We start from the raw sequence: 13492 nt of genomic DNA on the forward strand, positions 1-13492 counted from the left end.
GCTGTGCCGCCCGCGGCCGGCCTTCGGCCACGTCCTCCGCATGCCGGCCATGGTTTTGCGGGATCAAGGCGTATGTCCGTGAGGAGTTCCATTCCATGGCAGGCCGGGACGCGATGCCCACAGGAGACGTCTCCACCCGCAGGAAGCTTCGCCCGCGCGACGTGGTCGAGGACCCGCTGATCGGGCTGATGCTGGCGCTCGGCTTCGCCTGCGGGCTACCGATCCTCTTGGTGTTCTCGACCCTATCGGCGTGGCTCGCCACGGCGGGCATCCAGCGCACCAGCATCGGGCTCCTGTCCTACGTCTCCTTCGCCTACTCGGTGAAGTTCCTTTGGGCCCCCGTCATCGACCGGATGGACCTGCCGGTGCTCGCCGGCCTGCTCGGGCGCCGCCGCGCCTGGATGGTGCTGGCCCAACTCGCGGTCGCGGCCGGACTCCTGGGCATGAGCCGGGGCGATCCGGCGGCCTCGCTCGGCTTCATCGTGGCCTGCGCCCTCGTCACGGCCTTCGCCTCGGCGACGCAGGACATCGTGGTCGATTCCTGGCGCATCGATGCCGCGCCGACCGAGCGCCAGGGCCTGATGCTCGCCGCCTACCAGCTCGGCTACGCGGTGGCGCGCGCCTTCGCGGGCGCGGGGGCGCTCTACATCGCGCAGGGGGCCGGCTGGCAGCTCGCCTACACGGCGATGGCCGGGCTCATGCTGGTCGGCCTGATCGCGGCCCTGCTCGCGCCCCGGCAGGATCCGCCCCGCGTCGAGGGCGAGCACCGCTCCGTGGCGACGACCCTGCGGATCGCCGTGGTCGAACCCTTCTCCGATCTCATCCGCCGCAAGGGGGCCCGGCTCGTGCTGATCCTCGCGCTGATCATGCTCTACCGGCTGCCCGACATCATCTCGGGCGTGATGGCGCAGCCCTTCTACATCGAGCAGGGCTTCAGCCTGACCGAGATCGCCAACGTCACGAAGATCTACGGCGTCGTGATCGGCATCGTGGGCGCCCTGGCGGGGGGCTGGGCGGTGATCCGGTTCGGATTGCAGGCCTCGCTCCTGTTCGGCGGCATCATCGCGGCGGCCTCGAACCTGATGTTCTCCTGGCTGGCGCTCGCCGGGCACGACACGGCCCTCTTCGTGCTCAGCATCTCGATCGACAACTTCGCGGGCAATTTCGCCGGCACCGCGCTGATCGCCTACATGTCGAGCCTCGCCTCGCCGGCCTTCGTCGCCACCCAGTACGCGCTGCTGTCCTCCCTCTACGCCCTGCCGGGCAAGTTCGTCGGCGGGTTCTCGGGCTACATGGTCGATGCGATGGGCTATCCGGCCTTCTTCGCGGCCTCCGCAGCGATCGGCATCCCGGTGGCGCTGCTCTGCCTCGCCCTGATCGCGCTGCGCGAGGGCCGCGCCGAGCCGGAGCCCGCCGCGGTCCCGGAGGCCGAGGGCATCGCCGCGAAGGCGTGAGGGCACGGAACCAAGGGCGCGGCGTGGCGCTTGCTCAGACCTGAGCGGGGCGGCGCCCATCGCGCCGCCGCCTGCCTCTTGATGTGTCGCCGGCTTTGAGAGGACAAGCGCGTGGCCGTCCGCAGAACCCGCCCCGCCTTCGATTGACCGAGGACAGAACCGTGAGCGATCTCACCCTTGCCGGCGAGACCTTGCCGGCCCTCGACGAGCCGACAACCCTGAGCCCGGAGGATCTGGCGGCCCTGCGCAAGGCCGTGCGGGCCCTGGAGCAGCCCGGCCTCGCGGCCCGGCTCTCGGCCGCGGCCGGCGCGCCCCTCGACCTGATCGGCCGCTCGCTGCCGGCGCCCGTGACGGAAGCCGTCGGCCGCTCGACCGAGGCCGCGATGCGGGGCGCGCTGCGGGTGGCGCTCGCGACGCTGCCCCGCAAGGACGTGGCCCCGGCGACGGAATCCGGGACGGGCACGGCCATCGCGACCGCGACAATGCGGGCGGAGAGCCGGTTCTCGCGCCTGTTCGGGTCGAGCGAGACCGCCCACAAGGCGCTCGCCGCCGTGAGCGGCGCGGTCGGGGGCGCCTTCGGCCTCGCCACCCTGGCGGTCGAGCTGCCGGTCTCGACCACGCTGATGCTGCGCTCGATCGCCGAGATCGCCCGCGAGGAGGGGGAGGATCTCGAGACGCCGGAGGGCGCGCTTGCCTGCGTGCAGGTCTTCGCCCTCGGCGGGCGCGGCGAGAGCGCGCTGACCGAGAGCGGTTACTTCGCGGTGCGCGCCGCCCTCGCCAAGACGATGGCGGAGGCCGCCCGCTACGCCGGCAGCAAGGCGCTCCTCGACGAGGCGGCCCCCGCGCTGATCCGGTTCTCCACCCAGATCGCCGCCCGCTTCGGCCTCGTGGTGTCGCAGAAGCTCGCCGCCCAGGCGGTGCCGATCCTCGGCGCCCTCGGCGGCGCCACCGTCAACACCGCCTTCATGAACCATTTCCAGTCGACGGCGCGCGGACACTTCACGGTGCGTCGCCTGGAGCGGATCTACGGGCAGGCGCCGGTGCGCGCCGCCTACGAACTCGAGAAGGCGGCGCTCCAGCACGCCTAGCGCCGGGCGAGATCGTCCAGGGCGAGGTTGAGGGCCAGAACGTTCACGCGAGGCTCGCCGACGAGGCCCAGGGTCCGACCCTGGACCTGGGCGGCGACCAGCGCCCGCAGGCGCTCGGCCGGGATGTTGCGTGCCCGTGCGACCCGGGGCACCTGAAACAGGGCGGCGTCCGGCGACAGGTCGGGATCGAGGCCGGAGCCGCTCGCCGTCACGAGGTCGACCGGCACCGGCACGCCCGGAGCCTCGGCCTTCCGCGCATCGAGGTCGGCCTTGACCCGCTCGGCGAGGGCCGCGCTCGTCGGGCCCAGGTTCGAGCCCGCCGAGTTGGCGGCGTTGTAGGGCGCCGGCACGGTCTTGGCCGGATCCGCCGGGTCGGCGGCGGTGGTGGCCGAGGGACGGCCGTGGAAGTAGCCATCGCTCGCGAAGGTCTGCCCGATCAGGGCGGAGCCGACGACCGTGCCGTCCCGCACGATCAGGCTGCCAGCGGCCTTGGCGGGGAAGATCGCCCCGGCGAGCCCGGTCATCGCGAGCGGATAGGCGAGGCCGGTGATCGCCGTCAGGGTGAGCAGGAGGACGAGGGCGGGGCGGAGCTGGGTGCGCATGGCGGATTTTCCGGGACTCAGACGAGATGGAGAGCGGTCACGGCGAGGTCGATCGCCTTGATGCCGACGAAGGGGACGAGCACGCCGCCGAGGCCGTAGACGGCGAGGTTCCGCCGCAACAGCGCGGCGGCCCCGACCGGGCGATAGGCGACGCCGCGGAGCGCGAGCGGGATCAGCGCGACGATGATCAGCGCGTTGAAGATGATCGCCGACAGGATCGCGCTCTGCGGCGAGGCGAGTCCCATGACGTTGAGCGCCTGCAATTGCGGGTAGAGGCCGAGGAACATCGCCGGGATGATCGCGAAATACTTCGCGACGTCGTTGGCGATGGAGAAGGTGGTCAGCGCCCCGCGGGTCATCAGCAATTGCTTGCCGATGCCCACGATCTCGATGAGCTTCGTCGGGTCCGAATCGAGATCCACCATGTTGCCGGCTTCCCGGGCAGCCACGGTGCCGGTGTTCATGGCGACGCCGACATCGGCCTGGGCCAGCGCCGGGGCGTCGTTGGTGCCGTCGCCGCACATGGCGACGAGCTTGCCCTGGGCCTGCTCCGTCCGGATCAGCGCGAGCTTGTCCTCCGGGGTGGCCTGGGCCAAGAAATCGTCCACCCCCGCCTCGGCGGCGATCGCCGCGGCGGTCATCGGGTTGTCGCCGGTGATCATCACGGTGCGGATGCCCATCCGGCGCAGCTCCGCGAAGCGCTCGCGGATGCCGCCCTTCACGATGTCTTTGAGAGCGACGACGCCGAGCAGCCGGCCGTCGCGCGCGACCGCCAGCGGCGTGCCGCCGGCCCTGGCGATCTCTTCGGCGATCGCCCGGATCTCGGCGACGGCCTCCGTCTCGGCGGCCGGGCGATAGGCGAGCGCCGCGTTCGAGCCGCGGCTCGGCTGAGGCGGCGCGTCGACCGAGGCGATCACCGACTCGACCGCGCCCTTGCGGATCGTGGCGCCGTCGAGATCGACGCCGGACATGCGGGTCTGGGCGGTGAAGGGTACGAAGGTGGCGTTGAGGCCGGCCATGTCGCGGGCCCGGATGCCGTAGCGGTCCTTGGCCAGCACGACGATGGAGCGTCCCTCCGGCGTCTCGTCCGCGAGCGAGGCGAGCTGGGCCGCATCCGCCAAATCCTGCTCGGAGACGCCCCGCACCGGACGGAACTCGGTCGCCTGGCGGTTGCCCAACGTAATGGTGCCGGTCTTGTCGAGGAGCAGCGTGTCGACGTCACCCGCCGCCTCCACGGCGCGGCCCGACATCGCCAGCACGTTGAAGCGCACCAGCCGGTCCATGCCGGCGATGCCGATGGCGGAGAGAAGCGCGCCGATGGTGGTCGGGATGAGCGTGACGAACAGCGCGACGAGCACGATCACCGGGATCGCCCCGCCCGCGTAGGCGGCGAAGCTCGGAATGCTCGCGACGGCGAACACGAACACGAGGGTGAGCCCGGCGAGCAGGATGTTGAGCGCGATCTCGTTCGGCGTCTTCTGACGCGCCGCGCCTTCGACGAGCGCGATCATCCGATCGACGAAGGTCGAGCCGGCGGCGGCGGTGATGCGAACCCGGATCTCGTCCGAGAGCACCTGCGTGCCGCCCGTCACCGCCGAGCGGTCGCCGCCCGATTCACGGATGACGGGGGCCGATTCGCCGGTGATCGCCGCCTCGTTCACCGAGGCCACGCCCGCGACGACCTCGCCGTCCGAGGGGATGAGGTCGCCGGCCTCCACCAGCACCACGTCGCCGACCTTCAGGGAGGCGCCCGGCACCGTCTCGTAGGCGGAGCCGGTTCCGGTCAGGCGTTTGGCAACCATCTCGGTGCGGGTGCGGCGCAGGGAATCCGCCTGGGCCTTGCCGCGGCCCTCCGCCAGCGCCTCGGCGAAATTGGCGAAGACGAGGGTGAACCAGAGCCAGAGGATGATCTGTCCCGAGAAGGCGAGGTCGCCGCCTCCGGACACGAGGTCGCGCAGAAACAGCACCGTCGTCAGAGCGGCCACCACCTCGACCACGAACATCACCGGGTTCCGGATCATGGTGCGCGGGTCGAGCTTTCGGACGGAGCCGAGGAGGGCGGGTCCGACGAGGGCCGCGCTGAAGAGGGAGGATGAGGGACGGGACATGAGGGGGGTGTCCGGAAGGAAGGGGAGGGGCCCGGCGCGCCGGGCCCGCGATCGGTGTCAGGGGACGAGGCTGCGGGCGCCGAGGGCGAGGCCGGCCGCGAGGGCGAGGCCGCCCAGCATCACCACGCAGAGCAGGGCGAGGATCAGCTCGGACGCGCGCGGCGGCTGCGGGGCTGCGGCGTCCCGCGGCCGGGCCGGCCCGCGTGAGATCGGGCGATGGCGCAATGCGCCCGATCGCGGCAGCCAGTGGCGCATCGCTCAGCCCCCGGTCGCGAAGGTCTGGCCCGCCGAGCCGGCGAGATGCTCGACCACCGGCCCGAGGGCGAGCGCGGGGAAGAAGGTCAGGCCGCCGACGATCAGGATGACGCCGACGAGGAGGCCGACGAACAGACCGCCATGGGTGGGGAAGGTGCCGGCCGAGGCCGGCACCGTCTTCTTGGCGGCGAGCGCGCCGGCGATCGCCAGGACCGGGATTTTCACGAAGAAGCGCCCGACGAGCATGCCGACGGCCAGCGTGCTGTTGTAGAACAGGGTGTTGGCGCTCAGGCCGGCGAAGGCCGAGCCGTTGTTCGCCGCGGCCGAGGTATAGGCGTAGAGGATCTCCGAGAAGCCGTGCGGACCGGCATTGGCCGGCCCGGCGAGGCCCGCGGGCAGCACGGTCGCCAGAGCGGTGCCCCCGAGCATCATCAGCGGCAGGCAGAGGATGCCGAGCATGGCCATCTTCACCTCCCGGGCCTCGATCTTCTTGCCGAGGTATTCGGGCGTGCGCCCGACCATCAGGCCGGCGACGAACACGGCGACGACGACGAAGATCAGCATGCCGTAGAGGCCGGCGCCGACGCCGCCGACGATGATCTCCCCGAGCTGCATGTTGACGAGGGGGATCAGGCCGCCCAGTGCCGTGAACGAGTCGTGCATGGCGTTGACGGCGCCGCAGGAGGCCGCCGTCGTGATCACGGCGAACAGCGCGGAGGCCGCGATGCCGAAGCGGACCTCCTTGCCCTCCATGTTGCCGCCCGTGAGCCCGAGCCCGTTCAGCACGGGGCTGCCCGCGGCCTCCGCCCAATAGGCGACGAGGACGCCGGCCAGGAACAGCACGCCCATGGCGGCGAGAATGGCCCAGCCCTGCCGCTCGTCGCCGACCATGCGGCCGAAGACGTTGGTCAGGCCGGCGCCGATCGCGAAGATCGAGACCATCTGCACGAGGTTCGACAGCGCGGTCGGATTCTCGAACGGGTGGGCGGCGTTGGCGTTGAAGAAGCCGCCCCCGTTCGTGCCCAGCATCTTGATCGCGACCTGGCTCGCCGCGGGTCCGACCGCGATGGTCTGCTTGGCGCCTTCCAGCGTCGTGGCGTCCGCGTAGGCGGCGAGCGTCTGCGGGACGCCCTGCCACACCAGGAACAGGGTGTAGGGGATGCAGATCGGCAGCAGCACGTAGAGGGTCGCCCGGGTGACGTCGACCCAGAACGAGCCAATGGTGCCGCTTGAGGCCCGCGCGAAGCCGCGGATCAACGCCACCGCGACCGCGATGCCTGTCGCGGCCGAGAGGAAGTTCTGGTGCGTCAGCCCGAGCATCTGGGCAAGGTACGAGAGCGTGGTCTCGCCGCCATAGGCCTGCCAGTTGGTATTGGTGATGAAGCTCGCCGCCGTGTTGAAGGCGAGATCGGGAGCCACCGCCGCCTGGTCGGCCGGGTTCAGGGGCAGCCCGCCCTGCAGCCGCAGGATCGCGTAGAGGACGACGAATCCGAGCGCGTGGAACAGGATCACGGCGCCCGTATAGGCGAGCCAATGCTGCTCCTGGCGCGCGTCGATGCCGGAGACACGGTAGAGGGCGCGCTCGACGGGTTCGAGCACGGGCGAGAGGAGCGTGCGCTCCCCGTTGAAGACGCGCGTCATGTACAGCCCCAGGGGCTTCACGAGCGCCAGCACGATCGCGCAGAACAGCGCGATCTGGATCCAGCCGTCGAGGGTCATGGGTGGGGATCCTTCAGAACCGCTCGGGGCGGACGAGGGCGTAGGTCAGGTAGGCGAGGAGCCCGAGGGTCACGAGCGCGCCGAGGGTGAGATCGAGGGTCATGGCGCCGCCTCAGAGACGGTCGCAGAGCGCGGCGTAGCCCGCGGACAGGCCCAGAACGGCGAGCCCCGCCGCGAGGAAGACGATGTCGAGCATGGTGAAGGCCCCGGATCCGTGCGGCCGGCATCGCGCCGTCGGCGGGCGATGCGGGCCGGACCGGATTGTGCCGGGCAACCGGGTTAGGATTCGAGAGAGGGAGCCGGCCGATCCCGTAAGGATCTCATCAGGATCCGGCGCCCGCGCCGCCGCCGTTCGCCCCGGCGGCGCGCCGGGACGCCGCCGCGGGGCGTCAGGCTCGGAACCGGTCCAGCACCCGGGCCACGTGCTCGGCCCGCAGGCCCAGCCCGTCCGCGATCTGATGGCGGCAGCTCGTGCCGTCGGCGACGACGAGGTCGTCCGGTCCGGCGGCGCGGAGGGCCGGGAACAGCGACAGCTCGGCCATCGCCAGGGAGACGTCGATGGTGTCGGCCCGGTAGCCGAAGGCCCCGGCCATGCCGCAGCAACTCGACTCGATCACCCGCACGTCGAGGCCCGGCACGTGGCGCAGAACGGTCTCGACCGCGCCCATCGCCCCGAACGCCTTCTGATGGCAATGGCCGTGCAGATGCGCCACGCGCCCGCCCTGGTCCTTCAGCGCGAGCTCGATCCGGCCCGCCCCGAGATCCTCCGCGAGCAGCTCCTCGAGGAGCAGGGCGCGCGCGGCGAGGAGTTTGGCGTCGTCGGAGGGCAGCAGCGTCAGGAACTCGTCCCGGAAGGTGAGCAGGCAGGACGGCTCCAGGCCGACGACGCGCGCCCCGGCCCGGACGAAGGGCAGCAGGGCGTCGAGCGTGCGGCGTGCCTCCGCCCGCGCCCGGTCGGTCTGTCCCGAGGCGAGCCAGGTCCGCCCGCAGCAGAGCGGGCGCCGCCCGCGCGTGGCGAAGACCCGGTGCAGCCGGTAGCCCGCCGCCCGGAGCACCCGCTCGGCGGCTTCCAGGTTCTCGCGCTCGAAGGCGCGGTTGAAGGTGTCGCCGAACAGCACGACGTCCCGGAAGTCGCCCGTCACGTCCTGCGGATGGGCGGGCTCGCCCGTCTCGCTCCAGGGCCGGCGCCAGACCGGCAGCGAGCGGCGCGCCGAGATGCCGGAGGCGGCTTCCGTGAGCCGCGCCAGGCCGGGCAGGCGGTTGCGCAGGTTGAGCACGGGGGCGAACCGCGCCGCGAGGCCGGCATAGCGCGGCAGCTCGGAGACCAGCCGCTCCCGGAGCGGCAGGCCGTGGCGGGCATGGTAATGGTGCAGGAACTCGATCTTCATCCGGGCCATGTCGACCCCGGTCGGGCATTCGCGGCGGCAGGCCTTGCAGGAGACGCAGAGGTCGAGCGTCCGCTTCATCTCCGGGCCCGTGAAGGCGTCGTCGCCGAGCTGGCCGGAGATCGCGAGCCGCAGGGAGTTCGCCCGCCCGCGGGTGAGGTGCTGCTCCTCGCCGGTCACCCGATAGGACGGGCACATCGCGCCGCCCGCGAGCTTCCGGCAGGTGCCGTTGTTGTTGCACATCTCGACGGCCGCGCCGAAGCCGCCCCAATCCGACCAGTCGAGCGCGGTCCGGTCCGGCGTCACGACGGCGTAGTCCGGCTTGAACCGGAACAGCGCCCGGTCGTCGAAGCGCGGCGCGCGCACGATCTTGTTCGGGTTCAGATGCGCACCCGGATCGAACGCGTCCTTGACCGCCTCGAAGGCGCGGGTCAGCCGGGCGCCGAACAGCGGCTCGACGAACTCTGAGCGCGAGAGGCCGTCGCCGTGCTCGCCCGAGTACGAGCCCTTGAAGCGCCGCACCAGCTCGGAGGTCTCCTCCGCGATGGCCCGCATCCGCGCGACGTCGCCGGCCTGCTTCATGTCGAGGATCGGGCGGACATGCAGGCAGCCGACCGAGGCGTGGGCGTACCACGTGCCGCGGGTGCCGTTGCGCGTGAAGGCCTCGGTGACCGCGTCGGTGTAGTCGGCGAGGTGCTCCAGCGGCACCGCGCAATCCTCGATGAAGGACACGGGCTTCGCGTCGCCCTTCATCGACATCATGATGTTGAGGCAGGCCTCGCGCACCTCCCAGACCGAGCGCTGCCGCGCCGGCTCCGGCACCTCGACGACGGCGCCCGGGAAGCCGTGATCGGCCATGCAGGCATCGAGGCGCCGGAGGTCGCGCCGGAGCCCCGCGAGGTCCTCGCCCGCGAACTCGGCGAGCAGCAGGCAGTTGGGCCGCCCGCGGGTGATGTCGGCCAGCGTGGTGCGGAACAGCGGGATGTCGGCGCCCAGCACCAGCACGTTGTTGTCGACGAGCTCGACCGCCACCGGGTCGAGATCGACGATCGCCTTCGTGGTCTCCATCGCGGCGCGGAAGGAGGGGAAGTGGCACACCCCCATGACCCGGTGCGCCGGCAGCCGCGAGAGCTTCAGGGTCACCGCGGTGGTTGCCGCGAGCGTGCCCTCCGAGCCGACGAGGAGATGGGCGAGGTTCGGGCGCGCCTCGATCAGGCTGTCGAGATTGTAGCCGCCGACCCGCCGCTGCACCTTCGGGTAGACCCGCTCGATCTCGTCGCGGTGCGATTCGGCGAGCGCCCGCATGCGCCGGGCGAGATCCTCGGCGCGCTGCGAGCCGGTGACGCCGTCCGAGGCGTTCCCGGTGAGGCCGAACCCGAACGGCTCGCCGTCGTGGAACAGGGCCTCCATCGCCAGGACGTTGTCGCTCATCTTGCCGAAGCGGAGCGAGCGGGCGCCGCAGGAATTGTTGCCCGCCATGCCGCCGATGGTGCAGCGGCTCGCCGTCGAGGGCTCGACGGGGAAGAACCAGCCGTCCGCTTTAAGGCGGGCGTTCAGCCGCTCGAGCACCGTCCCGGGCTCGACCGTGACGGTTCCGGCCTCCCGGTCGTAGGCCGTCACCGCGTTGAGATGGCGCGCGCAATCCACCACGAGGCCCGCGCCGATCGGCTGGCCGTTCTGCGAGGTGCCGCCCCCGCGCAGGATGACCGGGACGCCGTGCGCCGCGGCGATCCGCAGCGTCTCCGCGATGTCGGCGACGGTCCTCGGAAACACCACGCCCGCGGGCATGATCTGGTAGATCGAGGCGTCGGTGGCGTAGCGCCCGCGCGTGAACGCATCGAAGCGCGCCTCGCCCTGCAGGGCGGTCCCCAGGCGGCGCGCCAGGGCGTCGGCATCCGTCCGGCTCATCGGTCGTGCGCCCGCTGCCATCGCATCGATCCCCTGTGCGTCCCGACCCGCCCCCCTCGCGAGGTCTCCGCGACGGGCAGTCATTATGCATTTATAATACTGCACGCGGGAGACCGAACGCTGGCCGCCCGCGAGCCGTTGCCGCATGGTGCCTCGGGGAAGGGCCGCAGACCACGATGATCATCGACCTGTTCAGCGATACCCAGACCCGTCCGACGCCGGGCATGCGCGCGGCGATGGCGGCAGCGGAGGTCGGCGACGAGCAATCGGGCTCCGATCCGACCACGAACGCCCTCTGCGCCCGCGTCGCCGCGCTGCTCGGACTGGAGGAGGGGGTGTTCATGCCGTCCGGGACGATGTGCAACCTCGTCTCGATCCTGGTCCAGACCCGGGCGGGCGACGAGATCATCGTCGACGACCAGTCCCACATCTACAACACCGAGGCCGCGGGCGCCGCCGCCATCGGCGGGGTCTCGGTTCGGGCGCTGCCGACCCGCGTCGGGCTCTACAGCCTGGAACAGGCCGAGGCCGCGATCCGGCCGGTGCAGCGCACGGCGCCGCGCTCCGCCCTGATCTCGGTCGAGCAGACCACGAGCTTCTCGGGCGGCACGGTCTGGGACCTCGCCACCATGCGGGCGATCCGCGACCTCGCCCACGCCAACGGCCTCGCCGCCCATATCGACGGGGCGCGACTCCTGAACGCGGTGGTCGCCACCGGCATCCCCGCCTCGGCCTACGCGGAGGGGTTCGACAGCGCCTGGATCGATCTCAGCAAGGGGCTCGGCTGCCCGGTCGGCGCGGTGCTGTGCGGCTCGCGGGCCTTCGTGGCCGAGGCGTGGCGCTGGAAGTACCGGCTCGGCGGAGCGCTTCGCCAGAGCGGCGTCCTGGCTGCGGCCGGGCTCTACGCCCTCGACCACCACATCGACCAGCTCGCCGTGGACAACGCCAACGCGGCCCGCCTGCACGCGGCGATCGCGGACGTGCCGGGCCTCGTCTTCGACGAGACGGCGGGCCAGTCGAACATCCTGTGCTTCTCGGTCTCCGGCCTCGGGATCGACGCCCCCGCCTTCGCCGAGGCCTGCCTCGTGGAGGGGGTGCGCGTGCGGGCGATCGGCCGCGCGCAGATCCGGGCTACCGCGAGCCTGGAGGTCGACGCGGCCGGGATCGCCCGCGCGGCGGAGGTGATCCGGGCCCGCGCGTCGGATTTCGCCGCGCGGACCTGAGCGGGGCGCCGTCAGTCAGCGTCAGGCGGCGCGCACGGTCGCCAGGAAACGCCCGACCTCGGAGCCGAGGTGCTCGGCCTGACGCGACAGCGCGGAGGCCGAGGCCAGCACCTGCGCGGCGGCGGCCCCCGTCTCCTCGGCGGCGCCCGCCACGGCCGCCACGTTGTGGGTGACCTCGCCCGTGCCGGTCGCGGCCTGGGCGACGTTGCGCACGATCTCCTGGGTCGCCGCGCCCTGCTCCTCCACCGCCGCCGCGATGCTCGTCGCGACGCTGCTGATCTCGCGGATGCGGCCCGCGATGCCGCCGATGGCGCGCACGGCCTGGCCGGTCGAGCCCTGGATCTGCGCGATCTGCCGGCCGATCTCCTCGGTGGCCCTGGCCGTCTGCGAGGCCAGTTCCTTGACCTCGCTGGCCACCACCGCGAAGCCGCGACCGGCCTCGCCCGCGCGGGCGGCCTCGATCGTGGCGTTGAGCGCCAGCAGGTTGGTCTGCCCGGCGATCGAGGAGATCAGGCTCACCACGTCGCCGATGCGCGCGGCCGCCTTCGTGAGATCCTCGACCAGCGCCGCGGTCTCGTTGGCCTCGGCGACCGCGGCCTGGGCGAGATCGGCCGAACCGCCGACCTGCCGCCCGATCTCGGACACCGACGAGCCGAGCTCCTCCGCGGCGGCCGCGACGGTGTTGACGTTGGTGGCGGCCTCCTCGGCCGCGGCCGCGACGCTGGCCGAGCGGCCCGCGGTCTCCCGCGCGGTCCCGGTCATGGCCTGGGCCGTGGCTTGCAGCTGGCTCGCGGCGGCCGAGACCTGCCCGACGATGCCGCCGACCGCGTGCTCGAACACGTCGGCCATCTGGCGCATGCCGGCCTTGCGCTGCTCCTCGGCGGAGGCCCGGGCCTCCGCCGTCTCGGCTTCGAGGGCGCGGGCGCGCAGGAGGTTGTCCCGGAAGACCTGCACGGTCGCGGCCATCGCGCCGATCTCGTCCCGCCGACGGTCGTAGGGGATCGGGGCCTCGGCATCGCCGTCGGCGAGGCGGCGCATCGCGGCGGTCATCCGCTCGATCGGGCGCGCGACCCCGAGCAGGGAGAACAAGGCCGCGGCCAGGGCCGTCGGAACGGCGACGGCGAGAAGTGCCAGGGTGGTGCGACGGGCATCGGCCTGATCCTGCCGCATCTGCGCGGCGGCGGCATCGCTGGCGGCGAGGTTCACGTCGACGAGGACGCGTGCGGCCGCGGATGCGGCGAGGTAGTTCGCGTTCATCGGGCCGCGGAAGAACGCCATCGCCTCGTCCGGCCGGCCGGACATCAGGCTCTGCAGACGCTGCCAGTCCGGCTGCAGCAGGCCAACCTTGGCGCGCAGGTCGTCATACGCCTTCTGCTCCTCCGCCGAGGCGACGAGAGCCTTGTAGCTCTCGACCTTCGCGCTCCGTTGGGCGCTGAACTCGGCGACCTTCCGGACCATGTCGTCGGCGACCGCTGGGGTCTCGGCCGTCACGTACCGGAATTGCCAGAGCCGTGTGCGCGTGATGAGGGCGTTGACCGCATGCGCCTCGTTCATCGACGGGATGGCGTTGTCGAGCAGGACCGTGGTTCCGCCATCGATGTTGGCGAGCTTGGACAACGACACGATGCCCTGCGCCAGGGTCAGCAGGAGCAGGATGCTGAACAGGCCCGCGAGGGACAACTTGATCGTGAGCCGCATGGTCGGGACTGGTCCGCGCAAGATTCGGACGAACCTGTGAGCGGGAAGGCTT

The 13492-nt window shown here is 72.0% G+C and carries 11 protein-coding genes; 3 read left to right on the forward strand and 8 right to left on the reverse strand.

What is annotated here, in order from left to right; genetic code table 11:
* The first annotated feature begins 95 nt into the window (after window positions 1-95).
* Both ACS5RC_RS19030 and ACS5RC_RS19035 read left to right on the forward strand, forming a co-directional pair.
* A complete protein-coding gene (locus tag ACS5RC_RS19030; protein ID WP_478345472.1) occupies window positions 96-1454 on the forward strand; it encodes an AmpG family muropeptide MFS transporter in 1359 nt (452 codons plus the stop codon).
* Window positions 1455-1615: 161 nt separating this feature from the next.
* A complete protein-coding gene (locus ACS5RC_RS19035) occupies window positions 1616-2542 on the forward strand; it encodes an EcsC family protein (RefSeq protein WP_478345473.1) in 927 nt (308 codons plus the stop codon).
* On the opposite strand, the gene ACS5RC_RS19040 is transcribed toward ACS5RC_RS19035, so the two are convergent.
* The 7 genes from ACS5RC_RS19040 to ACS5RC_RS19070 form a co-directional block, all read right to left on the reverse strand.
* Window positions 2539-3144 (reverse strand): K(+)-transporting ATPase subunit C, encoded by a 606-nt coding sequence (locus ACS5RC_RS19040; protein WP_478345474.1) that lies wholly within the window; start codon window positions 3142-3144, stop codon window positions 2539-2541. The two genes, ACS5RC_RS19035 and ACS5RC_RS19040, sit on opposite strands and share 4 nt — an antisense overlap.
* Window positions 3145-3161: 17 nt before the next feature.
* Complete coding sequence (gene kdpB / locus ACS5RC_RS19045) at window positions 3162-5252, reverse strand: potassium-transporting ATPase subunit KdpB (protein ID WP_478345475.1); 2091 nt, start codon at window positions 5250-5252, stop codon at window positions 3162-3164.
* 57 nt (window positions 5253-5309) lie between these two features.
* The gene (locus ACS5RC_RS19050) at window positions 5310-5507 is read right to left on the reverse strand and encodes a hypothetical protein (RefSeq protein ID WP_478345476.1); all 198 of its coding nucleotides are present in this window, start codon (window positions 5505-5507) and stop codon (window positions 5310-5312) included.
* Window positions 5508-5510: 3 nt separating this feature from the next.
* Window positions 5511-7226: a potassium-transporting ATPase subunit KdpA gene (gene kdpA / locus ACS5RC_RS19055; RefSeq protein ID WP_478345477.1), complete on the reverse strand. Its 1716-nt coding sequence runs from the start codon at window positions 7224-7226 to the stop codon at window positions 5511-5513.
* Between the two features lie 13 nt (window positions 7227-7239).
* On the reverse strand, window positions 7240-7329 hold the full coding sequence (locus tag ACS5RC_RS19060; RefSeq protein ID WP_478345478.1) for a K(+)-transporting ATPase subunit F: 90 nt from the start codon (window positions 7327-7329) through the stop codon (window positions 7240-7242).
* A gap of 9 nt (window positions 7330-7338) precedes the next feature.
* Complete coding sequence (locus ACS5RC_RS19065) at window positions 7339-7500, reverse strand: hypothetical protein (RefSeq protein ID WP_478345479.1); 162 nt, start codon at window positions 7498-7500, stop codon at window positions 7339-7341.
* A gap of 115 nt (window positions 7501-7615) precedes the next feature.
* The gene (locus tag ACS5RC_RS19070; RefSeq protein WP_478345480.1) at window positions 7616-10519 is read right to left on the reverse strand and encodes an FAD-binding and (Fe-S)-binding domain-containing protein; all 2904 of its coding nucleotides are present in this window, start codon (window positions 10517-10519) and stop codon (window positions 7616-7618) included.
* A 179-nt stretch (window positions 10520-10698) separates the two neighbouring features.
* Between ACS5RC_RS19070 and ACS5RC_RS19075 the strand changes: the two genes are divergently transcribed.
* Window positions 10699-11742 carry a threonine aldolase family protein gene (locus ACS5RC_RS19075; protein WP_478345691.1) on the forward strand — a complete coding sequence of 348 codons (1044 nt, stop codon included), beginning with the start codon at window positions 10699-10701 and terminating at the stop codon, window positions 11740-11742.
* A gap of 21 nt (window positions 11743-11763) precedes the next feature.
* Here the strand turns inward: ACS5RC_RS19075 and ACS5RC_RS19080 are convergent, their stop codons facing one another.
* Window positions 11764-13440, reverse strand: a complete 1677-nt coding sequence (locus tag ACS5RC_RS19080; RefSeq protein WP_478345481.1) for a methyl-accepting chemotaxis protein — start codon at window positions 13438-13440, stop codon at window positions 11764-11766.
* Window positions 13441-13492: the final 52 nt, after the last annotated feature.

Source organism: Methylobacterium sp. HJ2, assembly GCF_056431005.1.

Coding starts and splice junctions, on each gene's coding strand:
- ACS5RC_RS19060 (WP_478345478.1), bottom strand. CDS start 7,329: ATGACCCTCGATCTCACCCTCGGCGCGCTCGTGACCCTCGGGCTCCTC.
- ACS5RC_RS19040 (WP_478345474.1), bottom strand. CDS start 3,144: ATGCGCACCCAGCTCCGCCCCGCCCTCGTCCTCCTGCTCACCCTGACG.
- ACS5RC_RS19030 (WP_478345472.1), top strand. CDS start 96: ATGGCAGGCCGGGACGCGATGCCCACAGGAGACGTCTCCACCCGCAGG.
- ACS5RC_RS19070 (WP_478345480.1), bottom strand. CDS start 10,519: ATGAGCCGGACGGATGCCGACGCCCTGGCGCGCCGCCTGGGGACCGCC.
- ACS5RC_RS19080 (WP_478345481.1), bottom strand. CDS start 13,440: ATGCGGCTCACGATCAAGTTGTCCCTCGCGGGCCTGTTCAGCATCCTG.
- kdpB (WP_478345475.1), bottom strand. CDS start 5,252: ATGTCCCGTCCCTCATCCTCCCTCTTCAGCGCGGCCCTCGTCGGACCC.
- kdpA (WP_478345477.1), bottom strand. CDS start 7,226: ATGACCCTCGACGGCTGGATCCAGATCGCGCTGTTCTGCGCGATCGTG.
- ACS5RC_RS19050 (WP_478345476.1), bottom strand. CDS start 5,507: ATGCGCCACTGGCTGCCGCGATCGGGCGCATTGCGCCATCGCCCGATC.